The organism is Ferrimonas pelagia (assembly GCF_039543565.1).
Lineage (GTDB): Bacteria > Pseudomonadota > Gammaproteobacteria > Enterobacterales > Shewanellaceae > Ferrimonas > Ferrimonas pelagia.
Window position 1 is genome coordinate 1 of the sequence record NZ_BAABJZ010000070.1, and the last position, 26,887, is coordinate 26,887.

At 51.4% G+C, this 26,887-nt stretch carries 17 protein-coding genes; 6 read left to right on the top strand and 11 right to left on the bottom strand.

Features of this window, described 5'->3' with window-relative positions; all coding sequences use genetic code 11:
- Positions 1-607: 607 nt before the first annotated feature.
- Entirely contained in the window at positions 608-1,717 is a 1,110-nt protein-coding gene (locus ABEA08_RS10820) for an AAA family ATPase (protein WP_345335314.1), read from the bottom strand.
- Positions 1,718-1,726: 9 nt separating this feature from the next.
- Positions 1,727-2,992 carry a vWA domain-containing protein gene (locus tag ABEA08_RS10825; RefSeq protein ID WP_345335315.1) on the bottom strand — a complete coding sequence of 422 codons (1,266 nt, stop codon included), beginning with the start codon at positions 2,990-2,992 and terminating at the stop codon, positions 1,727-1,729.
- Between the two features lie 197 nt (positions 2,993-3,189).
- Here ABEA08_RS10825 and ABEA08_RS10830 point away from each other — a divergent pair, with 197 nt between their 5' ends.
- Positions 3,190-5,988 (top strand): hypothetical protein, encoded by a 2,799-nt coding sequence (locus tag ABEA08_RS10830; RefSeq protein WP_345335317.1) that lies wholly within the window; start codon positions 3,190-3,192, stop codon positions 5,986-5,988.
- 167 nt (positions 5,989-6,155) lie between these two features.
- Complete coding sequence (locus ABEA08_RS10835) at positions 6,156-6,764, top strand: GyrI-like domain-containing protein (protein ID WP_345335318.1); 609 nt, start codon at positions 6,156-6,158, stop codon at positions 6,762-6,764.
- A gap of 1,087 nt (positions 6,765-7,851) precedes the next feature.
- On the opposite strand, the gene ABEA08_RS10840 is transcribed toward ABEA08_RS10835, so the two are convergent.
- The gene (locus tag ABEA08_RS10840; RefSeq protein ID WP_345335319.1) at positions 7,852-8,667 is read right to left on the bottom strand and encodes a TetR/AcrR family transcriptional regulator; all 816 of its coding nucleotides are present in this window, start codon (positions 8,665-8,667) and stop codon (positions 7,852-7,854) included.
- 382 nt (positions 8,668-9,049) lie between these two features.
- Between ABEA08_RS10840 and ABEA08_RS10845 the strand changes: the two genes are divergently transcribed.
- Complete coding sequence (locus ABEA08_RS10845; protein ID WP_345335320.1) at positions 9,050-10,840, top strand: aryl-sulfate sulfotransferase; 1,791 nt, start codon at positions 9,050-9,052, stop codon at positions 10,838-10,840.
- Between the two features lie 382 nt (positions 10,841-11,222).
- Here ABEA08_RS10845 and ABEA08_RS10850 read toward each other — a convergent pair whose 3' ends face one another.
- From ABEA08_RS10850 to ABEA08_RS10870, 5 genes are all read right to left on the bottom strand, one after another.
- Positions 11,223-12,896, bottom strand: a complete 1,674-nt coding sequence (locus tag ABEA08_RS10850) for an aryl-sulfate sulfotransferase (protein WP_345335321.1) — start codon at positions 12,894-12,896, stop codon at positions 11,223-11,225.
- Between the two features lie 698 nt (positions 12,897-13,594).
- On the bottom strand, positions 13,595-14,926 hold the full coding sequence (locus tag ABEA08_RS10855) for a vWA domain-containing protein (protein WP_345335322.1): 1,332 nt from the start codon (positions 14,924-14,926) through the stop codon (positions 13,595-13,597).
- 70 nt (positions 14,927-14,996) lie between these two features.
- Positions 14,997-15,551, bottom strand: coding sequence for a TadE/TadG family type IV pilus assembly protein (locus ABEA08_RS10860; protein WP_345335323.1), 555 nt, complete (start codon positions 15,549-15,551; stop codon positions 14,997-14,999).
- An 8-nt stretch (positions 15,552-15,559) separates the two neighbouring features.
- The gene (locus ABEA08_RS10865) at positions 15,560-15,976 is read right to left on the bottom strand and encodes a TadE family protein (RefSeq protein ID WP_345335324.1); all 417 of its coding nucleotides are present in this window, start codon (positions 15,974-15,976) and stop codon (positions 15,560-15,562) included.
- Positions 15,977-16,422: 446 nt separating this feature from the next.
- A complete protein-coding gene (locus ABEA08_RS10870) occupies positions 16,423-19,071 on the bottom strand; it encodes an insulinase family protein (protein ID WP_345335325.1) in 2,649 nt (882 codons plus the stop codon).
- A gap of 717 nt (positions 19,072-19,788) precedes the next feature.
- Between ABEA08_RS10870 and ABEA08_RS10875 the strand changes: the two genes are divergently transcribed.
- Both ABEA08_RS10875 and ABEA08_RS10880 read left to right on the top strand, forming a co-directional pair.
- Complete coding sequence (locus tag ABEA08_RS10875) at positions 19,789-21,267, top strand: ATP-binding cassette domain-containing protein (protein WP_345335326.1); 1,479 nt, start codon at positions 19,789-19,791, stop codon at positions 21,265-21,267.
- Between the two features lie 74 nt (positions 21,268-21,341).
- The gene (locus tag ABEA08_RS10880; RefSeq protein ID WP_345335327.1) at positions 21,342-22,613 is read left to right on the top strand and encodes a valine--pyruvate transaminase; all 1,272 of its coding nucleotides are present in this window, start codon (positions 21,342-21,344) and stop codon (positions 22,611-22,613) included.
- Between the two features lie 7 nt (positions 22,614-22,620).
- On the opposite strand, the gene ABEA08_RS10885 is transcribed toward ABEA08_RS10880, so the two are convergent.
- Together ABEA08_RS10885 and ABEA08_RS10890 are read right to left on the bottom strand one after the other, a co-directional pair.
- On the bottom strand, positions 22,621-22,971 hold the full coding sequence (locus tag ABEA08_RS10885) for a hypothetical protein (RefSeq protein WP_345335328.1): 351 nt from the start codon (positions 22,969-22,971) through the stop codon (positions 22,621-22,623).
- Between the two features lie 568 nt (positions 22,972-23,539).
- On the bottom strand, positions 23,540-24,112 hold the full coding sequence (locus ABEA08_RS10890; RefSeq protein WP_345335329.1) for a GNAT family N-acetyltransferase: 573 nt from the start codon (positions 24,110-24,112) through the stop codon (positions 23,540-23,542).
- 293 nt (positions 24,113-24,405) lie between these two features.
- On the opposite strand from ABEA08_RS10890, the gene ABEA08_RS10895 reads away from it, so the two are divergent.
- The gene (locus ABEA08_RS10895; protein ID WP_345335330.1) at positions 24,406-25,710 is read left to right on the top strand and encodes a tyrosine-type recombinase/integrase; all 1,305 of its coding nucleotides are present in this window, start codon (positions 24,406-24,408) and stop codon (positions 25,708-25,710) included.
- Positions 25,711-26,010: 300 nt separating this feature from the next.
- Here the strand turns inward: ABEA08_RS10895 and ABEA08_RS10900 are convergent, their stop codons facing one another.
- Positions 26,011-26,727, bottom strand: coding sequence for a hypothetical protein (locus ABEA08_RS10900; RefSeq protein WP_345335331.1), 717 nt, complete (start codon positions 26,725-26,727; stop codon positions 26,011-26,013).
- Positions 26,728-26,887: the final 160 nt, after the last annotated feature.

The window sequence follows — 26,887 nt, forward strand, 5'->3', positions numbered from 1 at the left end:
AGCATCATTGGGCTCGGCTTCCTTGTCGGCCTGGTTGGTTTGGCGATTGATCAGATCGCACTTTGGAAGCCGAGTTCCCTCCAAATCTGAGAACTCAGTGATCTACATTTCGGAACAGTTATTTAGCACTAAAAAGGTGACGTAAATTACAAGTTGACGTCTTTTTTACTGAAATTCACCAAGTTCGTCGTATTTACATAGCCATCCTATGTTAGCGTCCCTTTCAATCTGGGCAAATGCCATAAAAGACAAGGCGTTATGTGTTGGTTAAGTTCACCAAAGGCCACTCTGTCCATAGTGAATTACTGCTACTCGATTCTGTGAAGTTAAGGCGGTGCCGAACAGTTTGAGTTGCGCGACGGCGTTCGAGATCGCCTTTCGAGCATTGTGGCGGAGCACCGCATTTGGGCCTGACGACGCCCTTGCGCACTTTACGGGTTATAAATTCCAGAGCCCAGAGGGTGGCTGGAACACAGAACCCTCCTTCATATTGACTGCCGCGCATCGGATCGTCGAGCTGTGCCTGCTACTCGAAGATCTCGACCATCCGATTCCGGCACATTCTGTATTGGCAGTTGGCTAAAAGGGGTGAGTGATATAGCGACATTTACGCCGCTTGGCTGAGAAACTGCTTGGCCAATTCGGGATCGGCAATGACGGCTTTGAGCGCCGGGTTATTGCCGTTGACCATCTCTTGCATCATCCCTAAACGCAGGTCATTGGGCAGTACTGCCAATTTCAAAAAGGCCTGAATGTTGGCCAACTGGGCAGCATTTGGGTGCAGTTGCTCGATATGCAGATAATGCTGCAGTCGGGTGCAGAGGGTGGCGAGAATATCGATGCGTGGCGGATGAGCGCCGACGGCTCTTTCGATGGCCGGTTGTACCTGTTTCTCAAAGTCTGTGCTGTTGATGATGGTCTGCGGCGAGATAAGTTTGCTTAGGTTCTGCTCAACAAAAGCAATGAAGGCGTGGCAGGTGGTGGTATCGAGGCAAGCGTGGGCCAGGGTATTGACCAGCGGAAGTTGGGCTTTTAAATCATCTATTGCTGCGATACTGGCAAAAAACTGCACCAATGAGCGCGGGGTTGTGCGCTCGCCGGACACCAACTCGGGGTAGGTTAGGACAAAGTCGATGCCACGGGTGTCGACACCATGCTGCGCCGCCCATAAAGCCCACGCCTTTGCGTCGAATTCCATGGTGATGTGCATCATGCGGGTCAGCATGGCGTCGTCCATGGTGGTGACTGAGTAGTCGCCGCCATCCGGATTGGCGGTAAGGACGATCTGCCAACCTTCCGGCAGTTCCCAGCTGATCAACTCATGGTTTTGCAGCAGTTGCATCAATCCGCGGAGGATCCGTTCATCGGCGCGGTTGACGTCATCAATCAATAAAATGCCGGGACCGGGCTCGGTGGGCACCCATTCCGGAGCCGCAAAACTCGTAACGCTGTTGCCGCTGATGGGATCGACTTCTACCCGCGGCATCCCGAGGAGATCCCCCATCTCCTCAAACTGCGCTGGGGCGATCGCCCGCCATTGGTAGCCGCGGGACTTGGCGATCTGTTCAACCAGTTGGGTTTTGCCAATTCCATGGCGTCCCCAGATGCAGATAGGCGTAGCACGCTGTTCGCCGTTGCCCAGCAGGTGTTCGATAAACTGTTGTACCTGCAGGGCTTGGCACGCTTGGCCGTAATAGGTGTATGAATGCTGCGTCATCGACTGGGTTTATCCTGTTGAGGTCATGGGGATCACGCGGCCATAGCGACGCAATGCCGCTAGGTCCGTTCTTAGTGTTGCTGTGTTGTTTGCATGGGTATGGATCAGCCACAGCAGTGGTGCTCTTGGGGAGAGCTGCGGTGGCGGTGCTTCACCATCGGTAAAGTAGACAATGGCGTCTACCCGTAGGCGGTTAGCCTCAGCGATGACGGGGGTGAACTCTGTACCTCCGCGACCGGATACGTTCTGTGGGGGTTCGCCTTTATAAGAGTAAGTTCGCTGGATTTCACTGTCACATTCCACCACGGTGATCTCCGCACCGGCGCGCCAGATGTGGTTCAGCTCAGTAAAGAAAGTGGCCAACTGTTTGTGATTGACGCTGGCCGAGGTGTCGATAGCCACCAGCACGTGCTGTTGGGATTGGATCTTGATCCCCGGCGTGGTGCCGTAACGACGCGATGGTCGCCGTAGAGTATTTTTAACTCGGGTTTTACGACTGCTGTTGGTAAACAGACGCAGTAGCCGGCGCCAGTCCACAATCGCTCGGCGCGCTTCAACGGCGCTTTGCAATGCTTCCAATACGATGCCAGGCAGTTGCTCCCGCATTGACGGGCTAAACGCCACGCGTTCGGCCATCTGTACCTGTTTGTGGGCTAACTGCTGTTTAAGCAGCGATTGACTGAATTTTTCCAACTGCGCAAAAGGCTGCCAGCTGGCATGGCTGGGCTGCCAGTCGACAGGTGGCGCCGCGAGGTTTTCCCCTTCGTCTGAGGTTTTCCCCGTGGCGTTACTAGCAGTGGCATCTCCATGGCCTGACGATTGGGCCTGACTTGCGGCGGACGGCGGCACAATGCCTTGTGCCAGCGCCTGATAGTAGAAGGCGACATCGCGACCCCGTGACAATGGTGCCAGTCCTGCTTCCTGTCGCAGTCGATTGAGACTTTCCAGCGTTGCTGCGTTGGTGGCGAGCTGATGGGACGGCAGGTACTGATTGACCACCAGATCGGCCGCCAGATCAAATCGGGCTTTGTCGGCAAAGTCGCCACGTAGGGTGAGGTGACCGAGCACCAGGTGCAGCACTTCGTGTTTGAGCGCACCCAGTTGTTGCTCCGGCGTCAATGCCTGCCAGCACACGTCATTCACCGTCACTTGTACGTCGGTCATGTTGTGCAACTGCAGGGTTAAGGGGGCTTTATCACCGTTGTCTTCAGACAGCGGCTGCGACACTTTCTGCAAACCTGTGAGGTAGTGGCCGTAAAACGGCTCTTGCAGCATCAGTCTGACAAGCGTTTGTGACAGGGATCCCTCTATGATAGCACCATTCTAATAACTAATTGATTTGCCGTCAATTATCCATATAGATTGGCCGATATCAATCGTGAACTTCGGTACTTGCGAGCTAAAGCAACAGGTTGCTTGGTCTAAGGCCGTTCTGGTTTCGAATGCCATTTTTATCAAGGAGCTGACGCAGTATGCCAGCGAGTGCCGCGCAAGATAATCTCAATTCCCCGTTGATCCCACATCAGAAGTACAGCTTGTACGATGAGGATTTGGACGCACAGGGGCGCGCACTTGCGTGCCACCGCGGCGTCACCGAGCTGCATTGCTGTCTGCGTAAAACCCAACCTGACTGGGTGCATCTGGCGCAAGCATTTCCGGATTTACGAGTGTTGCACGTCAGCGCCGATAACGCCCAGTTGGCGACACTGGCAGCTCTGCCCAATATTGAGCAACTGGATATCACCTGCACCGATGAGGTTGTCGCGGTCGAACTCGCCGCCAGCAGCGCCTTACAGAAATTTCAGCTCACCTTGCAAGGCACCAAACAACTTTCGCTGGACCTGCGCGCGGCGTCTCAGTTAGAGGTCGTGTCCGTCCGTATGCCCAATGGGGACACTGACCAAACCGTTGCTGTCAACCAGCTCGCCATGCCGGATAGTTTGAAAGAGGTGACCATCGAACTGCCGCAGATCGGCCGCATGCCATTGCCCTTTATCGGCTGCAGCGAGGAGCTGAGATTGATTAACGTCAATCTGCAGCAAGGGGATTTTCCCGCTGAAATGCTGGGTGAGGCGCGGCGGGTAGGGCGGTTAACCTTACGCCAGAGCCAGCGAGGCCAGCCCCTCAGTGCCGCGCTATTGCGCAATTTAACGTCGGTGGACGATCTGGTTCTTGACTTGAAGGACAGTGAATGTTCGGCCGACCTGTTTCCAGCCCAGTTGGTTTTGCACTCGCTGATTTACGCCAATAGTGCACAAGGCCGAGTGAACATGGCGCAATGGCGCCTGCCTCATTTGCGTAAGGCCGAGTTGTTTGCGATGGAAAATGGTCCGTTCGGCGACGATCAGTTGATGTGGCTGGCCCACAGCCCCCAACTGACCGAGTTGGAAGTGAGAAACTTCCAGACTCGCTACCGGACTTACGAAGAGCAAAAGCGGGCGCCTGTGGTACCCATGCCGAAACTGCCGGCGTTACCGCAGCTGAAAAGTTTGACGCTCATTCAGTGTCACGGTGAGGATCTGTCTCGTTATACCGGTACTCTGCCAAAACTTGAAGCGATCGAGCTCTATTCTTGCCGGTTAGATCGTTTGGGTGATCCGACGGCATTCGCACAACTGCGAAGCTTTTATGTGAATCAGCAAGCCCATGTGGGGGAGATGGCACCAGAACTGGATGAGCTCTGTCATCTGCCGTGCTTAGAGGCGGTGCACGTCCAAGCGGATTTCGTCAACGACGATGCGCCGATGGCTTTGGCGTTATTACCCGCCAAGTGCAAGGTGACGGTCTATTTCGATAACAATGGTCGGATAAGTGAGGTATTGGAAAAGATCATCAAGCTGCTGGCTTCTGCGCAGTTGCCGCTTGAGCTGCGACAGGATTATTTCCGCCGGTTATTCGCACTGCGCGCCAAGCGCCAGATCCCAGCTGAAGAGGATCGCTACAATCTGACCTTACTCGAAGGGCGCTACTCGCCGTTTAAAAAGGCCGGACAGCAATGGCTACGTCAGATCAGTGACACATCGGTGGCTGAACTTCCCCTGGGTCCCGATACCTGCTTGTTTGTATGCGGTCGCAGCGGCTTTAAAGCCGCGCAGCTACAGGCGAAAGCGGACGAGATCGGTTTTACGCTCTGTAAAACCTTGGATGAGCGGGTCACTCATATCTTGGTCGGTGCCAGTCCCAAGAACACCCACTTGTTTGATAGCGCCAGCCACCGCTTAATCGACGACAGTGCTTTACAAGACCTGTTTGAGCAGCAGACGCCGCAGTTTTTGCAGCAACCCAGTGCGCTGGACAGCGGCATGGTTGAGAGTGTGCTGGCGATGCTGGCCTCGCCGGATGAAGCCTCCCATCGGGTGGCGGTTGAGATGCTGAAACAGGGCGGGGTGACCGAGGCGATGTGGATGCCCTTGTTCCTGATATTGAAAACCAGCACAGATCCGCAGCTGCGTGAATCGATCAAGGGGTTACTCGCCGGCCATGGCGATGCTCTGTTCCAGTTGGCGGTCAACGATCGGGTGCTGTTTAATGATGTGCGCGGTCGCGATAAAGAGAGCAACGATCTGAAATGTCAGGGACCCATGCTCAAACGCATTAAGACGGTATCGAAGCGTTGGGGTGAAGCGGTATCGGGTCAGTTTGCGTTGGCCTACTTTGAACGATTTGGCGAGGGCCTGTTGTATCTTTTGCAACAAAAAACCGACAGCGCGGAGCGGCAGCAAGCCATTCAGTGGCTGGTGGAAGGGTCGCGGCTCGATTGGAACAAGGGCTGTGGCTTTAACCACATACTCAATGGTGGGTTGGGTACCGATCTCTACCAGCCGGATGATCGCCAGCTGTATCACTGGCTACCCGGCCTGCTCGATTACCGTTACACCCTAGGCAAATCCAAAACGCAGCTGCCGGTCGAGCTGGCCGAACAGATCACCGATTTGAATCTGGAAAACTGTTACCTCGATGTGTTGCCGAAAGGATTTGAGCAGTTTACCAAACTCACCAAGCTCAACTGCCAGTTCAACCATTTGGATAAGTTACCGGCCAAGTTTGGATTGCTGACTGAACTGGAAGAGTTGGACTTGTCCTACAACCACTTCGATGAGTTTCCCAAGGTGTTATTGAAGTTGAAGAAGCTTAAGCGCTTGGATCTAAGACGGGCTAAGCGACCCGACACCCCAGATCGAAGCCCCAACTATCAAAACGATCAAGAATTGGAAGTCCCTGAAGCGTTTCGTCAGCAACTGCCGGATTGCGTGATTCTGATCAACGATTGATGACCCTCTATCGGCTTCGATAGCGGGCAAACGGCCCTGCGTAAAGTTGAAAACGTATTCGCGATATCAAGCAGTATGCGCAACAGGGTGATAGTCTAACGGCCATCGCACAGCTGGGCCCTGACAGGATCACCCAGCTGGGTACCCTTGTATTGAAAAACACAATAATGAAAAAGATAGATTTTAAAAAAGAGCTGAAAACCCTGTACCGCCCTTCGGCAAAGAAGGTCGTTGAGGTTGATGTGCCGGCGATGAACTACCTGATGGTGGATGGCGATGGCGCACCCGGCAGCGAAGCACATCAGGCCGCGATTGAGGCCCTCTATACCGTGGCTTACATCCTTAAATTCATGATTAAGAAGGGCGAGCTGGCTATCGATTACGGTGTGCTGCCGCTGGAAGGGCTGTGGTGGGCCGAGGATATGTCCGATTTTGTTAATGACAATAAAGACAATTGGATTTGGACCATGATGATTATGCAACCTGAGTGGGTTAGCCAGGCTTTGTTCGAGCAGGCCGTAGCCCAGGTCAAAGCCAAGAAAAATTTGGTGGCCATCGACAAGGTACGTTTTTGCGCCTTTAGCGAGGGCCGCTGCGCGCAAACCTTGCACATCGGCCCGTTCTCAGAAGAGGGACCCGCGGTGCAACGGGTCCATCAGTTTATCGAACAATGCGGTGCCGCACTGTCCGGTAAACATCATGAGATTTACCTTAGTGATATTCGCCGCGCGGCCCCTGAGAACTGGAAAACCATTATCCGCCAGCCCATGTGCTGAAGCCTCTGTATTGGCAGAGCGGTGGGGGGGGGAATTCTAATCCCGCTCCGCCGAGCAGAATGTACCGAGTTTGACGGTCTTCACGATGCGAGATAGCCAGCGCAGATCAAGAGGGGGTGAACAAATAGTTCCATCTCCCTACGGCCTCAGAGCGGAGGTATTGATCACCCCATGCGATGAAGTCACCCGGCGATGACCTAGCCAAATACCGTAACGCCCAGGACACTTGTGGCTGGAGAGGCTTGCTAAGAGCTGGCGAGTGATCATCAGACAGCTGCGCTGAAAGGTGGTAGGTGATAGGTGCTAGGGGAAAAAGAGCCCGAGCGGAAAGTGAATGGCCGATGGGGGCCAATTCCGGCCGTTAGATTTTTGATAGCCAGACTGATTGTATAGTCATTGAGCTGAATGATGTTTCAATTCACTCTGACCCCATTGGTCCTGCGAAACGTCATGAATGTTCACTTCTTTTTCACCCTATCTGTCAGGTTCCCGGTGATTGATGGCTCGCGTACGGGTCAGCAAAATAGACATCGATGTTGACCGCTTTAGCTACTTCCTCATGTCCGACATACGCGCCGCCATTCTCCAGCGTTAGGGTGTGCTTGTGAGTGATGGATTTGAGCTTTCGCGCACTGTCCACCTGCGCACATCCGATACCCAACTAGCGAGCAAAAGTCTGCTTTTTCGGTCAACCAAAGTGACTATATGGGCAGACTTACCTTTTGCGGTATCACCTTCCCAGTTGCCGAGACGCGTACGCTCATCAGCGATGCCAGGGCGCTGCTCTATACCAACACGGTTGAGGATGATGCACCGGCCCGCTATGCGTTTTCGCCATGCCAACGTGTTTTGCCGAACCGTGGTAACTGTCGATACCAAGAGCCTCCATTAGGTCGGTTTTTACAATTCGGCGGTATAGCATAGGTATACTGATTCCTCAGATTTGGGCCACTGACGGTAAACCATTGCTCTCGATCTACACCGGTGTGCGACTGGGGCTACACACGCCAGATAGGAACAGGCAAAGGAATACCAGGCAATATCGGTAACTGTATGATTTTAATCTTGTTTTATGGCTATGTCAGGATTAATGCTGGTTGTCTTCTAAGAACTGCTGCAGGCCTGTTTTTATTTGTACTTCACCCTGAACAAACGCTTCCGTAGAGCCATATTTTCGAGTCACATTTGTCGTGACCTTGCTGATGGATAAGTCTATGCGACTGCGGCAAGAGGCCATGATCTGGTTGAGGTCGACGTTTTTGTGGGCTTCAATCCAGGGCAAAGAGAGGACAATCGACAACATATTCTGACAGATCTGCTCTGTTTTGAGATTTCTACCCTGTTTTCGCAGCATTGCATTACGTTTGTTTACCGCGCTGCCACGCTGGTAATAGAGAAGCATCTCTTTTACCTCCTCCAATGACGAACTGTCACCATTAATAAAATCGGATTCTCGGACTGCCATCCAAGGTTCTTCATACACAGTCATGATCTCATTGAATGTGCGTTCAAGCGAGGCAATCAACCTTGGTTCCGCTTGGCTCCATAGTGAGAAGTTGCACATGGCAAAGGTAAAGGGGTTCTTTAGATTTAAATGCTGATAAAACATAACCGTGACAATGTTTGTTGCTAATATCATTTCAATCTTTCCAGTATTGAAATGCTGAGTTTCTTTAATCAGGCTTAACTCCTGCAAAGCCTGTCTGTGGTAGAGAGACAAGAACAGGCTATCTTTGTTGCTAAAGTGGCTATACAGCATCGCTCTAGAAACGCCTGCCAATTTAGCGATTTCCGCCATAGAGAAGCCCAAAAGCCCTTGTTTTTGTATGATTACAACGGCAGCATCCAGGATCCTATCCAAAGCTGAGTCTCTATTTTTTTCTTTTAATACCTGTTTTGCCATATCAGTTAGTTATCCAGATCACCTTGAATAGAAGTACAAGTAACGCCCCGTAAGCGTAAAGTCTACACCAGATCCTTCGTAAAATTATGCATATGACCCAGTGTTGTCAGACAATCTGTCGTAATATTTTTCGGTAAATGACCGGCACCAGGAGGTGACGTCAGACGTTTGTGAGTTTACGCTCGCACTTGGCTTTTTGTGGGTGTGTTTTTTACTTGTGCGTGTGCGGTGATGTGATGTGGTACACATATAAGGTAACCGCAACGCTTGGGGAAACCGATCACAAATCAGTTCGCAAAAAGCTGATTAGATATAACAAGACAAGGTTGAGGCCGCGTCGGTCACCGTCAATAGCGTTTAATATAAATATGGATGATGAATCATGAAACGTTTAACACTTTCCTTAACAATTGTTGCATCGCTTGGTCTCTCTGTACCCGCGATGTCGGCGAGCTTTCCCAGTGCACCAAGTGTTGGTACTCTTGGGTATATTGAAATTGACCCGTATGGTAATTCACCTCTAACCGCACTTATTGATCTAAACGGCAAAGTGCTTTCTGATGTTTCTGTCCGTGTCCATGGGAAACCAAATGGGGGCGTGGATATTAGCTATCCCGTTGGCAAGAAGGCCTTACTGCAACACGATGGTGTGCCTATTTTTGGCTTATACCCCGACTATCGCAACACCATTACTGTCGACTTCACTCTTGATGGCAAAAAAATTAGTGAAACCTATCAAGTGATGACTTCCTCTTTGGTCAATAAGCACATGGATAGTCGGAACATTACTGCCTTGCAAGAGATAGAAGTAAAACATGTTGAGCCTGGGTTTGAAGATCGTCTTTACCTGAACAACTCACATACCTACATAGCGCAAGGCACCGATCTTCATTGGGCCGGACGTAAGAGTAAATCAGATAAAGAGAAGGGCGCGTGGATGGCTGCACCTGCGCAAGGCGCTGCATCTTTTGACTCTGCTCCAGTCACCTACATTGTCGATACACAAGGTGAATACCGTTGGTGGCTTGATCCAGATGCGACCTATGACTCCAGAGGGAGTGACATCGGTAAACGTGGATACTTGATGGGAATGCACGAGGTTGAAAATGGTCAATTTACCTGGGTACAGGGACAAGATTGGGGCTATTTCAACATGCTTGGTCAGGTCGAAACCTATAAGCTTCCACGTGGCTATGTCGACGGTTCACATGAAGTTCTTCCAATGGGAAATGGCAATGTTCTTGTTCGTGCTGCGAAACGAAATTACCTAAACCCAGAGGGGGATGTGGTCATGACGGTTCGAGATCACATTCTGGAGTTAGATGCTCGCGGTCATCTGGTCGATACATGGGTGTTGCCTGAGATCTTAGACCCATATCGTGACGCTTTGTTGTTGGCTTTGGACTTGGGGGCAGTTTGTGTCAACGTATCATTCGATGACGCAGGTAAAACGCTGGACAAGCACGAAACCGAAGCGCCTTATGGCGATATCCCGGGCGTAGGCGCAGGCCGGAACTGGGCGCATGTAAACTCAATTTCATACGATGCGAGTGATGACAGTATTGTCCTATCAGTCCGTCACCAAGGGGTTGTGAAAATTGGCCGGGATAAAGAAGTTAAGTGGATCCTCGCGCCTTCCGTCGGCTGGAATGAAGCTTTGTCTAAAAAACTGCTGACGCCAGTCGATCATAAAGGTAAAGCGATCAACTGTACCAACTTAGGTAAGTGTGATGGCGACTTTGACTTTACGTACAGCCAGCACTCAGCTTGGTTGAATGACAAAGGTACTTTAACTGTTCTTGATAATGGTGGCGGTCGCCACTATACACAGCCTGCATTGCCTTCGATGAACTATACACGCTTTGTAGAGTATAAAATCAATCCGAAGAAAATGACCGTAGAACAAACTTGGGAATACGGTAAAGAACGCGGATTTGACTGGTTTAGCCCAATCACCTCGAACGTTGAGTATCGCAGTGATCGTAATACCATCTTTGGGTTTAACGGTTCTGTTAAGTTAGGTGAACCTGGCGCCCGTACCATTGGTCGAGTCAATGAAATTGATTATGACACCAAGAAAGTCATGGTTGAGATTGATATGCATCACGAAAAGCCTAACGGTATCCATTATCGTGGCGTGATCATTAACCCAACGACCTTGTTCTCAGATTGATAAACGGCAGTTGCCATCATTGAAATGTAAGAGCCGCCGTAGTTTATTGTGAACTTAAGAGCCAGCAGGCCCGTTCTGCTGGCTCTTGTTGTTCCTGTCCGTGGCGGACACAGCATTCATCGCAGTCCATTACATGCCCAGGTGTTGGGTATGGATTGTGATTCAGCGACTCCCTCCACAAAGTCGCGGCCCTCCCGTCAGTCCATTTGTTTTCATGACTTAGAGATAATCCTCTAAGCGTTACCGCCGGTGCGATCACACCTCCGTCCGCGGCTTTTGTGCGATTCAAGCACCGCAGTCAATTATCTTGGACCTAATACTTTTAAAGCTCTGTGTTAAGAAAATACTCGACGTGCTTCGATGGTACGTCGAGCCGGTTTATTTACTCTGCCGCTGTCGCTTGGGAGCCGGGCCAGATCCCAAGGAAATCCGGGATCCGGCGCGCACCAAACAGCGACCAACCTAAATCATGTGAATTGGACTTGGCTTGCAGGGTCAGCTCCCAAGCCACCTGTGCGGGGGTTGAGGGGCTGTACTCGCGGATACGGGTCCAAGCATTGTCCTGCTCGAAGCTTTGCCAATCGTTGTTTGCGACGTCGTCGTCCGCAAGGATAAAACCATAACCGGCCAAGATATTGCCTGTGTTCGTTAGAGTCTGGGCACTGCCCATGGCATAACTCACCACACCGGGATCGCCCGGGATCTCGCTGTCCCAATGCTGCGTGAGCAGGCCGTTGTCTTCATCCAATCGGTATTGCACGATCCGAGACCGGGTATCCGCCGGTGCGGTCGGCGTTTGAAAGGCGTGCGCTTGGTAATTGGCGTTATCAAACACCATCAGGTGTCCATCTGGGGTAATGCTGGGGCTGTGTTGGTGCCAATACCACTGGCCTTGTTGCATCGCTAGCTGTGGGAACGCGCTTTGTGGCTGATCTGGCCCTGCTAACCATAGCGGTGCCACATTTTCGTGGCTTCTATCGAGCTTGGCAACGGCGCTAAGGTGGCGGAAATTGATCAGCGCGTTGCCGTCGGCCAGAGGTAAGATCTTGTTAGCATGCGACCAGCACCAGGTATCAGGGAAGCCTCGACGGGTCCAATAGCCGATGAAGGTCTCGTAGCCGATATCAAAAGGGTCAAGGTGATCAAACGCTCGCCAGCGCCAGACTATCTCGCCTTCCGGCGTGATCTCCAAGGCTTCATCCCCCATTACCCATTGCGTCTTACGAGGCGCTTCGGTATCGGTTTCACTGGTGTAATAGTTCTCGACTTGGCGGCGCTCACTGCCCAGTAACAACAGGTTGCCATTATCGAGCTGATTGAACGAGTGATGAAAGGTGAGGGTATCGACCGGGATCCCACCTTCGAGTGGACCTTGCGGTCGGTGTGCTGCGTACCACTGACGCAATACATTGCCTAGAGGATCGATCTCCACCAGCCGGTAGTCCTGAGTCATATAGATGACGGTACCTTGTGCTGTGATCTGGTAATCGCTGATCCGCGAGTCGCTCTGATAATGCCAGATCACCTCACCCCGATCGTCCACTGCCACCAAGAGACCGAAATTGCGATTAAAGTCGTTTGCTTTGCTGTCGCCCTGAGCCGCATTGGCGACGGGGAGGCGCCGACGCGGATTAAACAGGGTGATACCTGGCTCGGTGATCACGCTGGCATTTCGCTTGATCAGAATGTCCGGGAACTGAGCTGGATCGCTCGGTAAGCGGGGCGCGGTATAGTGATGATTGAGTGTAAAGCTGGACTCGTGGTTGCCTTGCTCGGTTACCTCCACCAGGATCTGGTGCTGGCGGCCGGGGTAGAAGCCGACAAGGGGCAATGGGGTTTTGCCGCCGTCATGTCCGGTAAACTCGAAACGACGCTGATGGCGATCGCTACTGAGCGTCACGGTCAGATCAACCGGTTGGCTCGAATGGACAAACAGCACCGCCGCATTCGGTACCGAAGGATTGGGATTTGGACGGATGTAGCTTTCCAGTGCGCTAAAAGCGAGTAGGGGAGCCGGCAACAGCGCCAATGCACCCAACAAAAGTTTTTTTATCACGGCTATGTCTCAAATAATATTGGTGGATAAAGCGACAAGTTAGTGATTATGGCTCGTTGGCATAGAGGCCGACGCGAGCCATCGCCGATCTGTCTTGTTCCTTCATATCAAGCCAATATGCTATTTGTTGATAGCGTTCAAACCATTGATTTAAATCAATGTAAATGGGGAAGGTATCCAGTATCGGTCATCGTTGTGATGTTGGTGACGACGTAATGGAATAATTGCAACCCAGAGGCTTGAACGTCGAGGCTAGCAGCTTATTAAATTCTCAGGAAAGAAATACATACAGCGGAGAATATTTATTGGTGAACGCCGTTGCATAGCCGCTAGTGTAGATGTGTTCGCTGTCTAGACAAAACGGGCGCTGGAACTGCTGCCATCCTTACCAAGCCTGGTTTCAAACTCAAGACTAGGCATACTTCTTTTGGGGTACATTATTTGGCTTAGATACGTTACTAATTCACTTTATGTTATTCTGGCCCGCGGCAGACCAATTTACTGCCCTAACGCTGTAGAAATCTGTTCTATATGCTGGACGACTTCCTTCCTTCAAATAAAGTTACTGTTTCTACGCTTGCTGAAGTGTTTTTATCCATCCGCACAAACTATCTGAGTTGATTTATCCATGTGTTTATCATTTTGAGGAAGCTTGCTAATAAAAGCTTCCTCATCATGATAGCAGAATGAACAAAAGGTCAAATTGTCAATCTAATTATGACCTCAAGCATCTCTTCAAAGCAGGGAGCTAATGCATCAATATTGACAGCGTGACAATATATACCTTGTAGTTGATCAGGCTTAAAGTCATCAGCCAAATCGCTGTCATTCAGCATTGAAGGGTCATTTGCCATCCGAACCAACAGGTCTTCGCCTCTTTCATTGTCTGGACCAGTTCCTTCCGTGAGTCTTGAGCCCAACCCTAGTGTGAGAACATAAATACCCTCTTTTCTTGCTTGTTCAGCAATGTCTTCGGTCAGATTTCGAGCTACCCTATTTACCCGTTGATATAGTGCGTTGGAGCCACCGTTGGTGAAGTTTGTAACAGGCCGTATAGGATGATCTGGATTAATAACGAAAAACTCCTGTTCATCAGGGTCGTGTGTATTGTAATAGAGTGGAAGTGATGCCAGTCTGTTATGTATACCGCCTTCAATATAATAGGGTGACGGAGCTTGTTCAGCTATGGCATCCGGTTCCCAAAGTCCACGTGGATTACCAGAACGACCATCACCAGACCGAATAGATCCAGAGTATGTTGAACCATCCAAAAATTCAAACTCAGATGAGAAAGTATTGGGAGCACCATCATTAAAAATAACGATGACTCTTAGGCTCGCCGGATCCGAAACTGTGCGAAGCTGATTGAGAGCATTCCACATTCCTTCGGAGGCGTTGGTATATTGGCTTGGCCTACCATTGCCACCAAACTCAAAGTCATCAATTTCGTTACGGATCTCGGCTATGTCGAATCCACGATGAGATTCGAAAGGTACGGGATTTTCAGCACCAAAGGCATAAGATATTAAAGAAACACGATCAAAACTCTCATTAAACCGCGCAACAAAATCTTTTGACCGGTCAATGACATCTTGTGTCACATCACCGTCATCACCGAATCTTAAAGATGTCGTATTATCAATCACCAACGCCAAGTCTACTGGCCTGCGAATCGTTTCGGCGTTAACATTGACATCCAGTTCGCTCCAGCCTGCGACATTGAGTAGCATGGTTTCCATTGGTGCTGAAGCGGATGCGTTAATGTGGATCAAACCGTCACTGTCATAGCGAAACTCAATCGGGTCTAGGTTCGGGGTAGAGTCGAAGTAGCTACTTCCAATGTTGGCGTTGAAGTACTTTTGTGCAGCCGCTCGGGCAGCGTCCTCGCCATCCGAAACCGAACGAGCGGCTGCTAATACCGCAGCATCGACCGCGGAATATAACTTAGCCCGAACGGCATAAGCCCGGCCTCCATCTAAGGCGAGTCCGACCATGACAAGCAAGACTGGCAATGCGATGGTCATCATCATTATGACGACACCTCGTTGAGCAGTGTAACTTTGTAACCTAATTGGGCTCATATTACGCATTGTCTTTGCCTCACAACATGCTCATTGAATATAGTTGCAATTCATCCTGGATAATAAACTCTACAATGGAATCGTAGTCATATGACACTTCGAACACATAGACGGATTCGCCGTTATCCAATGCCAAAGGGAAGTCTCTTAACCTTTGCTTTCGCCTAGGCATGTTACATTGGCCATTATTATCTCTGCTTCGGCACCTTGACCATATCTGACTTTGTTTAGTCGAACCACTGTCAGTCCAACGATATTGACTTTGAACATAAGGGTCGCGGCGACCATCACTAAGGACCAAACTAATATAAACAACACCGTCTTCTGTTAAATCTAATGGCGCTGCAGTAAGTGCTAGAGCATCAACAATCTCCTTGGGAGACTGGCTTAATGATCTTGACGCTAAATTAGCACCCTCCCGAGATATATTGACTAAAATATTATTTGCTTGCAAGATCTGTGACATTTCGAAGACAGCAAGGAATGAAAATACTAATATAGGTGCAACAATGGACATCTCTACGATAGCGAGCCCTTTTTGTTTTTTAATTCCAGTGACTCTATCTATACGCATAGTGTCTCCTAAAAACTCTCATTTTTCATTGTCGCAGCAACGGTAAACTGATAATTGTTCCCCCTTATTACGGCGGTCATGAAAGGATTTAGTATCGGCCATTGGCAGCGAATATTTATCACAACGACTTGACCCGGCCCTCCATATCCTGTGACTGGATTGCCTGATGAATTGGTGACCTTGATATCATCTGTTGATGTCACGCGGTCAAATAGACCTTGCGAACTATCGATGAGTTTTTGAAGTACTGCCGCTTCTCTGTTTCCGCTGTCTTCAGGGTCAAGGTTTGTACGACCTGTTACTGCATATCTTGCTGCTTCACGCACGGCATTTTGCATGGTCAACTTTACATAGCTCATCATCGCAAAATCCATTACGGCGAAGATGAGAAGGAAGAAGACCGTACCGACAATGGCAAATTCCACGCACGTCGTACCCTGATTACGATGATATACGCTGTGGCACCGACCTTTTCGACGTTGATTCTGCAACATGCTTTTCAGCATTGAACCGCCTCTGATCTTGGAGTACTACCTGTAACTCCAAATCGTAGCCTGAATCTCTGAGTGATCCCTAACTCAATCGATGGAGATGTACATTTATAGTTGGCGTCAGGATTTTAAGCAAACAAGAGAAGGTATATTTCGTTGTGAACGGAACCCATCACCAAATGAACAATATATATAACAATTCGTTATAGGTTCATCTGTTGTTGAGCTCAGGTCAGGTACAACGAAGAACGTTGTTATACTTGAAGAGTTGTTCGTAGCACTCCGCATTTTACGTATCTAAATTCAATTAAAGTCGTCCAAGCAGTTGAATTTATAGGGTGGCATGCGTCTTGATATGGCACCCTGAATATTCGCGCTGCCTAAAGGCGGGTTTGCTGACCGTCGGCAAGTAACTCGAAGGTCATCGCCTGGCTATCGAGCATTAGAGCGCGATAGTGCTCGAGCAGGCTCTGCTTGCTCACTTGCTGCAGAGCCTTGAGCAACGCCTGATGGCTGTCAAAGCGTTGGCTTCCCGCTAGAAAGTCGCGGAAGTAGGGCTCCGACTCAGCAATGATCCCCCGCGGTTTGCTCATCAGTTGCCTCAGTGCGGCCTGTTTTAGCTGTTGGAAAGCGCCATCCTCCAACACATCCAAGGTGGCAATAAACTGGGCGTTAAATCGGTCAAGGCGCTCGTTTATCTGATCTGGCGCCATATGATTGCTGTGGATCAGGATCCCAAGGCCGGCAGAGGTCCCTAAGCTGATCGGGTTGCTTTGTACCAGGTAGCCTATCTGCTCCTCGGTGCGCAGTTGGGTAAACAGCGCCGGCCTGAACACTTGGTTAAGAAGCAGCATGTGGGCCATGGTTTCGGTCGACGCCGTTGATCCTGGCACGACAAAGGCCTTATAGAAGCCAAATCCCTCCTTATCTGTCTGCCAACGACGGTGGATCGTCTTGTTGGGCTCGGCCGTGACTGTTTTCTGATTGGCGGGCGCGCTCACCGGTGTTTCGATCGGCATGAGCTGCTGCAATCGCGCCGTCAGTGTCTTGAGTTCCGCCTGATCGTAATTACCAAAGGCAAACACGCGAAGGCGTTGCCGCTTGACCAGTTCACGCTGGTATTGGCGCAGCGATTGGGGGGTTAGCCGACCGACCGCTTCGAGGCGTTGCTCCGGTGTCCAAGCCGCTTCGAGTGTGGCGACATGAAACTGGAATTGCACTTGTGTGAGGAGATCGCCGGTTTGGATCCGCTTCATCCATCGTTCAAAGCGATGCCGGGCCCAGGCAAACTCTTCGTCGGTGGGGGAGAGCTGGACAAAGTGTTCCGTCAGTTGCTCGGCGAGTGCGCTGTGTCGCTTAGTGCCGTGGGTCAAACGAAAAAACTGACTGTTTGCTGGCGTGCGCTCTATCTCGATCTGGGTGCTTTGTTGTTTCTCCTGCTCCGACAAAGATGAGAGGCGTCGTATGTAGATGTCGTTGAGCAGGCAGCTCAGTACGTAGTTTTCTGTGCTTGATAGGCCAAGATCGGAATTGAACACCACTGTCATGGTGCCAGTTCCGTTGGGATCGTGTTGGCTGTGAAGTAACCACGACTCGGCGGTCGGTGAATCGACCAGCAATATTGGCGCAGGGGTTGATCCCGGAGCGTGCGTGACGGGACGCGGTTTGGCGGTGGCTTTGTTACGGCGCTCGCGCAGTGGTGGCAGTGAGAGGGCTAAGGGGCTGCTTTGCTGCCAGAGTGCGCGCTCTGGCGCAGTCATGGGCTGAACGCGATAGCGCCCTGAAAAGTAGGGGATGGTGCGATCAACCTCAACACCGGGTTCGATATGCCAGAGTCTAAGGTTGTCTGGTGTGAGTTGGCTGAGCAGTGACTGGATCGCGTCAGGATCAAATCGGCCATGGAGGTAGCGGCCATCCAACAGGTGGCGGGGTGGATAGTCGTGTGCCCGAGTACTCAAGGCATTCGCCAGTACCAGTGGGGAAGGGGGATCGGACGCGATGAAACGGCGTTTCGATAGCGCGGAAAATTCGCGGTAATACGCCTCTGTTACCCCTTCCTCGCGAATAAGCGCCAGATAAGAAAATAGCGCGTTCAGGATCGCATCCTTGCTTTCACTGCCGAGGGGCGTCAACGCCAGCTCAACCTGAAACCGGCCGGTGGCGCCGTAATAGGTTGGATCGTCATTGATCTTAACCCCATCCACCCACCCTTGGTGACGCAAGCTAGCCATCAAACCGCCCGGGGCTTCTGAGCTTAATAGCTGACGTACATAGTGATTCGGCTTGGCGCGCCACTGCGCCTTGTTATTGCTAATGGTAAAGTCGGCGATCAAGGTGCGCATGGGCTGATGAGGCGCATAGTTGATGTGGATCCCGCGATCTTGTTCACGCACAGCCGGCTTAACGACGCGAGGCCGGGGGATCTGACGATCCGGGATCGCGCTAAACAACGGCTCAATGAGCGGTTCCAACTCCGTTAAAGAGTGCGGAGCAACCACCGCCAACGACATAATATTGGCCGAGTAATAACGCTGATAGAAGGCGATGGCGGCGTCTCGTAAATTGGTGTGCTCGGTGTCCTTTAGGGTTTGCAGGTTGCCGCTACTTAATCGGGCTCGAGGATGAGCGGGATCGATCGTCTGTCCTACGATCTCGGACAGGATCCGCCGATCCCTTTGACGATTGAGCGACCATTCGTTGTCCACTGCATAACGCTCTTTTTCCATGTACTCAGGACGAAAACCCGGCTTGACGAACATGGCGGCAAATTCAGCCAGCGCCAGGTCGGCTTGCTCTGCGTCAATGGAGAACATGTATTGGGTGCGATGTTGGCTGGTAACGCCGTTGATTCGCCCCCCTCCTTGTGCAACCCGCCGCTTCAGACCATTGACGTGGGAGGCTTCGGCGCTGCCTTGTAGGATCACGTGCTCTACGTAGTGGGCCAGTCCGGGCAGCGCGTTTGGATCGTGGCCGCTGCCAACTCCGACGGTCAGCGATACCGCGAAGGAGGTCGCCTCCGGATCGGACACTAGGATGGTACGTAGACCATTACTTAGTGTGAGATAGCGGTATTCTCGCGGATCTCGGGGGCTTTTATTGATTGCGACGGTGGCGCTCGGCGGAGCGGGCTCGATAATGTTTTGAGTTGAATTGTCAGTTTGACTACAGCCTGTCAGTAGCCAAAGCACGGTTAAAGCGGGGAACCAATATCCGTATAGTTTTTGCACCTACACCTCCAAGTGTCATGGCCAGTCTCGCTGGCCTAAGCGCGCATGCGCTGTGCTTTCGCTCAGGCTCGTTCCATATGTGCTTCAATTCAATGGTTATTCTAATTTGATGTGACATAACTCACGTAAGCCGGTTGGTGTCGATAGCCTCTGCTATTACCTCAACTGCCCGTTGAATGGGGCAGTTGATGGCGACGACGTGTGTGGTCCGTCAATTTAACGCCTGGAGCCGGATTGTGGGGGGCATGCCGCCATTAGCACGCTGCCTTAAACCGGAATAGCAAAATCCATTCGTGTTGCACTGGTAACGTTGCGTGTTGGTTTGGCGGTGGTGGAGCAGGGCAATGCGCTGCTGCTATCAATAGGCGTTCAATTATCACCCGAATGCGTGCATTAATTATCACCACGAACGCGGGAATTGGGAGCGAGCGCAGGTGTTGGCAAGTTGGCTTGTGACAGGTCACATCCTTGATGGGTATCGTTACGTTGATGTGACGGTTGTTTGACAAGGAGTGCGCGATGGCTATTACCCTGCGCAATATCACTATTGAGGCCTCTGGCTCATGTTTATCTATCCCGCATTGGCGCCTCGATACCGATCAACAATGCTTCATCTATTCAACCTATCGCAGCGTCGGTAGCCTGCTAGCGGCTGCCATTGACGGTAAAATGGCACTTAAGGACGGGACGATTGAGGGACTGCCTGAGCGGGTGGCGCTGGTATCGCATGCTGAGCAACAAGGGTTGTTAGAACAGGAGATCGCTAATGATGACTCCGATTATCTTGATAAGACCGATCCGGGCCGTTGCGTTCGCACCTTGGTGGCCGAGCATTGTGGATCTGAGAGGGAGTGTGAACAACTGCTACAGCAATTGGATCTGCTCGGACTTGAAGACAGAGGCTTTCGTCAACTGTCGAGCGGTGAAATACAGCGGCTGATGCTGGCTCGTGCACTCGCAGCGAAACCTCGGTTGTTGATCTTGGATGATCCGTTCGCAGGGCTTGACCAATCTCATCAGCTGGATCTCGCGCGTTTGTTAGATCGCTTGGCTGAGAAGATTCAGTTGATACTGATCTCCGCTCGCGATGAACATTTACCGAACTGCTTAACGCATGTGGCTATGTTTGAGCGCAAGCAGGATAACGTGCTGAAACTGTGTGATCCCGTCACCATCGCACATTATAAAACACACCCGGTCAGGCAGCAGCTTATCGCGCTATCGATGCAACAAAGTGGTGAAATATTGGCGCAGATCCGCTTGCAGGGTTCGCCGTCGTATCTCGGCAATGTGCGGGTAAGGTTGCGTAATGGTCGTGTTGCGTACCACAACAAGGTGATCTTTGAGGGCGTCAACTGGCAGGTTGATGCTGGGCAACACTGGCAGATCCGCGGACCCAATGGCTGCGGTAAAAGCACTTTGCTGGCGCTGATCCTTGGGGATCATCCGCAGTGCTACGCCAATGATCTTCAGGTCTTGGGTTATCAACGCGGTAGCGGTGAAACGGTTTGGGATATTAAACGGCAGATCGGCGTGGTCTCCTCCGCACTGCATCTGCAGTATCGCGTCAGTTGCAGTGCACTCAATGTCCTGCTGTCCGGATTTTTCGACACGATTGGCTTGTACGATAAACCATCGAAGCGCCAGATCGCCCTGGCCAAAGAATGGTTAGCGCTACTGGAGATGGCGGAGCTGGCCGACACTGGGTTTCGTCAACTCAATTTTGGCCAGCAGCGCTTGCTGCTGATAGGCCGTGCGCTGATCAAGCAGCCTGCTCTATTGATCCTCGATGAGCCCTATCATGGCCTCGATCTATTGAGTCACCGTCTGATCTATAAAGTCCTCGACATGATCACCCGCGAATACCTCGCGCAAGTACTCTATGTTTCTCATTATGAAGAGGACAGTCTGCCGGCTATCCAACACTTCGTTGACTTTGTGCCTCAACAGGGCGGGGTTTTCGAGGTTAGAATTGAGAGTAAGGCTTTGAAAGGCTAGGCGTATTGTAATCTGGCTTGAAGCGAATGACGTGAGCGCAGCAATATGGAGCAACAGAGACAAAGGAAGTTATTATGAAAATCTCTCTATTTGGCCAACGTTTTAGCCTCGGCGGCGGGACATCACGTTTGATGGAAGATCTCGGCGCGCCCGTGCTCAAGGGACAAGAGCGGATCATGATGGGTGGCGGAAATCCCGCCGCGATCCCCCAGTTGCAACAGATCTTTCGTCAGCGCATGCAGCAAATGTTGGATGACGAAGGTCAAGAATGTGAGTTTGATAGCATGCTTGGTGCTTACGATCCTCCGCAAGGGGAGGGTAGCTTTATGAGCGAACTGGCAGCCTTACTGCAGCAAATGTATGGTTGGGATATTACCGCAGACAATATTGCGTTAACCAATGGCAGCCAATCCGCCTTTTTTTGCCTGTTTAACATGTTTGCTGGCCGATTCAGTGACGGTTCGTTCAAACAAGTACTGTTGCCTCTAGCACCTGAATACATCGGCTATGCAGAGCAGGGGCTTGAGCCGGGCCTGTTCACCTCTCGGCGACCCGAGATAGAGTTGATCGGTGAGCATCAGTTTAAGTATCACGTGGATTTCGATGCGTTGGCGATCGACGATAGGATTGGTGCCATCTGCGTTAGCCGACCCACCAACCCGACCGGCAACGTACTCACCAACGACGAGATCGAGCGTCTGTCCTTGTTGGCCGAGCAACACAATATCCCATTGCTGCTCGATAACGCCTATGGTTTGCCGTTCCCGGGTTTGGTGTATACCGACGCCGCGCCGTATTGGCGCGAGCACATCGTATTGTCGCTGTCGTTGTCTAAGTTTGGCCTGCCCGGTACACGCACTGGAATTGTTATCGCCAATCCCAAGATCATCGATGCCTTAAGTAAAATAAACGCCATCGTCAATTTGGCGTCCGGGAGCGTCGGCGCAGCGATCGCACGGGAGTTGGTTAGCAGCGGTGAGATCATCGATCTCAGCGAAAACGTCATTAAGCCGTATTACCAAACCCGAATGCGCACCGCGTTTGACCATCTGGCGACAGAGTTATCCGCCATACCGGGACTGTATTTCCGCATTCATAGACCCGAGGGCGCTTTCTTTTTGTGGCTTTGGCTGCCAAGCCTGCCGGTGACATCGCAGCAGTTGTATCAACGACTGAAGGCGCGGGGCGTCATCATCGTGCCCGGGCATTACTTCTTTCCAGGGCTTGAGGAAGACTGGCCGCACAAGAATGAGTGCATTCGGATCTCCTACGCGGCGGAAGAAAGCGTGGTTAAGAAGGGGCTGTCGATCATCGCAGATGAGATCCGCGAGATCTTCTCTGAATAAAGCAGCATTAGAATTCGCTGGGGCGGACACTTAGCTTGGCGAACCAACGTAACGAGAGATTGGCCAGTTCTAGCTCGCTAGAATTGAGAATGCCCAAACCGACAATACTACCGAGTAGCCACACAATGCATGATTTAACATAATATACATTGTGCGCACTATGGTATAAGTCTTCAAAAACAACTATTTGGGCCAAGATTGGTGTTTTTGATACACTCGCGTCGGTTGTTGGTTGAGCTAACAATGCCAGCGTAGATGAACGATTAGCGACCGAGTTGCCGCTCTCGGCGTAGGCGTTCCTGCTCGACGCGATCAGTAACGCAGCGACTCTTTGCTGACGGAGATGGTGTTCGTTCATTAACTTTTCCATCTGAAGACCAAATAGTAGCCCCAATAGTGTAATTGGTATCAACTTCACCGAGACACAACTGCTCCTCGGCTAAGATTCGGTCAACCTCATTGGCATACTCCTTAGTAGCACACCCTGGCAGGAGACTAACTAACAGGATCAGGGTTACTGCAATCATTCCTTTGAATCGCATGATTATCTCCGTTCTGCGATGTTGGCTAAGTTTGGCATTCCACTCCACCACCAAAGACGTTGCTAAGGCGTGACCGATGACAAAAATATGACCGGTAGTGCCATAAAAATTGTAAGTGCGTATTACTCACAATGAACACGACCTGATTTTAATGTTTGAATCGTGCACGCGATGCCATTGGCTGAACATTCAAGTGAGCGTCAGCCACCGTGGGCTGGCCAGGTCGGCTATTAGGGCTTTCGTATGATTTGGTGTGTTTTGTTTGGCCTATGGCGAGAGCTTAGATTGGATGGGTTTGCCGGTTGTATCTCGATCATGAACCGGCCTGTGCGGTGCCTCAACCCCGACTTTCCTATAAGTCGGGGTTGCGCCAAAAGCCGATATTCAGGCAGTAAAATCTCCATTCCACACGGAATCGTATTCGCCAGTCGAGCGATGTTTGAATACCAGCTGGTAGTATGCGATTAGCTCTCCTTGACCGACCATTTTTACTGCAGTTAGCTTGGCAACCTGGATCAGAAGCTTGGAAATACCACGATTGGTTGCCAAGTAAAATGCGGTCCAACGCGTTATTCCTACGACCAAACTGGCCTTGCGCAGTTGTTTCGCCAACAAGCTCCCTGCCCCCTGTTTTTGCCATTGATCTGCGATGGTGATCGCCATATCAGCTTGGTTGCTGTTGGCTTTATCGCGGATACATCGACAAACACCAATTAACTCCTGCGGTTTCGCCACAGGGAACATCACAAATGCCAGATGATTTTGCTGATCACAGTGAGTAAAAAAATACAGCTCCTTCTCTGTCAGCGGGCCACGATTCATATGGAATCGCAGGTAACGACTTGTCGCGCTCAACGCCATCATCCCTCTTTGTAATGCGGGCGCATCATTGGGGCAGATTGGCCGGATCACCACGGGGGTACCTTTGGGCAGATCAAGATAGCTGGGCTCGAACATAACGTTTCTCAATGGACCCTTCGTTAACAACAGTTTGTCCGAAAAAGTTAGAATTTAGGCCCTAAAATGCATGGAAATACCGTTTTTACCCGAAGTATAACAATTGGGCGGCTAGCATCTGCGTTATCGGCGTTTGTTTGACGTTGAGCCCATGTCACGTAGTTGGACTACGTCGCCTGCTTCAAACTAAAACAAGGCGATCCTCCATGTGACTGTATGTTTGTACAGGTTTTTCTTGTGTCACTGTCGTTCTGTCATTAGCATTGCCGTATCACACTTAAATCATGTAATTCATGCCAACCCAAGATCTTGAGCTGCCCCCCTATCTCCCCTACTTCGAGTCGACAGACTATTTTCACCAAGCAAACGGGTTCGTTAATCAACATGTCGCCCGTCTAAGTGCTGGCACGATTGGCGATGCAACGTATCTGTATGAACTGGCGATCGCCTATTTGGAGGAGCTTAAGGACAGTCCCAACAACTTTAAGTCGGCCCGTTCTGAGATCACCACGTTTTTGATCTGGTGCTGGGACGTGGAAGGACTGCCGTTAGCTGAAGTCACACGCGCTGATATGAGCCGTTTCCTCAGTTGGTGCGCCAGTCCGCCACCGGTACTGATCAGCAATGCACAACGTGCTCATTTTGTGCATTGCAAATCATTGGCCATGCGGGTGCCCAACCCTTTATGGCGACCATTCGTGAATCGGCTTCCCAAGGGCGTGGCTCAAACCTGTGCCCTGCCCTATAGCCGGAAAGCGTCAGCAACCAAGAACCAACTGGCGGTGTTATCGGCCTTCTATCAGTTTCTAAATGATGAGGACTATTGTGATCGGAACCCTGCAGCATTAGCGATGCGTCGCGGTCGATTTAAAGACAACCGTTCACCGCTCGATTGGCAAGAGGGTGAGCAAGAGATTAAAGCGCTCAATCCATTGCAGTTGACCTACCTGTTTCAGGCAGCTGACCAAATGGCTGAACAGGAGCCTGCCCGTAATGAACGCACCCGCTTTCTGATCACCCTTCTGTTTTCCACCTATGCTCGGATCTCTGAGATCGCTGCGCGGCCTGGCTATTCTCCGGTTATGGCGCAGATCCGCCGCGACAAGAATGGCGAAACTTGGGGCTTTTACATTCCCATGTCAAAAAACGGCAAGGCGCGCACAGTGGCGGTCAGTGACGCATTGTTAGGGGCAGTAAAGCGCTACCGAACGCATCTAGGGCTCAGTGAACTACCGGCACCGAATGAAACGTTACCACTGCTGGTGCGCCAGCGTGTTGCCCAGCATGGCCGCGATCCCCACACATTAAACGCCAACCTTGGCGTTAATGCGATCCGTGATGAGGTGGAGCGAGTGTATCAACACGCGGCGTTGTTATTGGTGGAGGCGGGCCGGGTTCACGATGCAGCCGAGCTGCGCACCATGACCGTCCACTCATTGCGCCATACAGGGATCAGCGCTGATCTAGAAAAAGGCCGCTCGCTGCACCACGTTATGGCCGATGCCGGCCACCAGGATATCGGCATCACTTCGCGCTATATCACCGCGTCTTATGTGGAGAAGTACGAAAGTGCCAAGTACAAAGGCTTGGATAACTAATTTGCTTGGCGTACTCTGGCTGGCTTTAACCAAAAAGCGAACGGGCACGGTTTGTCACCTTGGCGTCTTTGATGAGTGGTGTATCCGAGCAGAGAGTGTTATCGCTTAAACAGCGCCAAATATGGCTTTTGGCTTGGTCCGTCTGGGCAGCGGGATCAAAAAAAGCCCGCCGTTATAGCGAGCTTGGTCGTTTCGATTGGCCTGGTGCGGTGCACACTCACGCCGTCCGTTAGTCTCCAGCTCCCGTGGCAATCACAAATATTGTGCCCACAGTCGGCTTGGCGATGTAGCCGGTGAAGGTTACTGCGTCATCTCAACCTGACGCACGGAGAAGATCGGCCCCTTAGAGCTGAACTCGAAGCGCCAGTTGCGCGCTTTCTGCTCGACGGTAAACCCTTCGTTGGCTTTCGAGGCCGGCAGGCTGGTCAGCGTCTGCCACTCGCCCTGCTCGTCCTGATAGCGCACCGTCATCATCAAGTCATCGAGTACGTTGCCGTGGCGCTTAAGCGCGGTGATCTCGGTACGGATGGACTTAATGTCCACCGCTTCACCGTGATCGATCTCGAACCAGCGCTGTCGCGACTGACGTGGATGCGGCTGCCAGCGGGTCTCGCTGTCGCCATCCAGCACTTTATCGGCAAAATGAGCCTGCGGGTGCTGACCTTTATCGATACGGCTGTGTGCCGCACGGGCGATGGGGAACTGGGTGACTAACGCGGGTTGGTTGGCCTGCCCCTCGTCCTGTGCCGCGGCGAAGAAATTAGCTTCGTACAACTCGAAGCCGTGGAAATCCATGGTGCCCTTGGCAGTGACTTCCATACGGATCGGCGTGGCGCCAGAATCACTCAGGTTAAGCTGACCCAGGTGAATATCCAATGGCTCGACGAAGGCACCAGTGGCCGGCAGGGTAAAGTCGTAGCGCTGCTTACCGACCCAGATCGCCAACTGCTGCGTCTGCTCACTCTGATAGCGGATCACCGCATCGAACTGGCCCGCCTGACGGGTGATGGTGGACACCCAGTTGAACGTCTCTGTTTGACCTTCCAGCAGGTGATACCAATTGCACTAAAAGTTTGATCTAATAGTGCTTTGATTAGTGACCCGAGCATCGACGATGCATACTTCCAGCGATTTCAAGCAACTTGCCAAGAAAGTCAGCGATTCGAGGATGAGAACG

What these genes read in the sequence shown, in the direction of transcription:
- ABEA08_RS10895 (WP_345335330.1), top strand. Translation starts at nt 24,406, where the DNA reads ATGCCAACCCAAGATCTTGAGCTGCCCCCCTATCTCCCCTACTTCGAG.
- ABEA08_RS10820 (WP_345335314.1), bottom strand. Translation starts at nt 1,717, where the DNA reads ATGACGCAGCATTCATACACCTATTACGGCCAAGCGTGCCAAGCCCTG.
- ABEA08_RS10890 (WP_345335329.1), bottom strand. Translation starts at nt 24,112, where the DNA reads ATGTTCGAGCCCAGCTATCTTGATCTGCCCAAAGGTACCCCCGTGGTG.
- ABEA08_RS10830 (WP_345335317.1), top strand. Translation starts at nt 3,190, where the DNA reads ATGCCAGCGAGTGCCGCGCAAGATAATCTCAATTCCCCGTTGATCCCA.
- ABEA08_RS10825 (WP_345335315.1), bottom strand. Translation starts at nt 2,992, where the DNA reads ATGCTGCAAGAGCCGTTTTACGGCCACTACCTCACAGGTTTGCAGAAA.
- ABEA08_RS10860 (WP_345335323.1), bottom strand. Translation starts at nt 15,551, where the DNA reads ATGCGTATAGATAGAGTCACTGGAATTAAAAAACAAAAAGGGCTCGCT.
- ABEA08_RS10855 (WP_345335322.1), bottom strand. Translation starts at nt 14,926, where the DNA reads ATGATGATGACCATCGCATTGCCAGTCTTGCTTGTCATGGTCGGACTC.
- ABEA08_RS10845 (WP_345335320.1), top strand. Translation starts at nt 9,050, where the DNA reads ATGAAACGTTTAACACTTTCCTTAACAATTGTTGCATCGCTTGGTCTC.
- ABEA08_RS10835 (WP_345335318.1), top strand. Translation starts at nt 6,156, where the DNA reads ATGAAAAAGATAGATTTTAAAAAAGAGCTGAAAACCCTGTACCGCCCT.
- ABEA08_RS10880 (WP_345335327.1), top strand. Translation starts at nt 21,342, where the DNA reads ATGAAAATCTCTCTATTTGGCCAACGTTTTAGCCTCGGCGGCGGGACA.
- ABEA08_RS10840 (WP_345335319.1), bottom strand. Translation starts at nt 8,667, where the DNA reads ATGGCAAAACAGGTATTAAAAGAAAAAAATAGAGACTCAGCTTTGGAT.
- ABEA08_RS10875 (WP_345335326.1), top strand. Translation starts at nt 19,789, where the DNA reads ATGGCTATTACCCTGCGCAATATCACTATTGAGGCCTCTGGCTCATGT.
- ABEA08_RS10885 (WP_345335328.1), bottom strand. Translation starts at nt 22,971, where the DNA reads ATGAACGAACACCATCTCCGTCAGCAAAGAGTCGCTGCGTTACTGATC.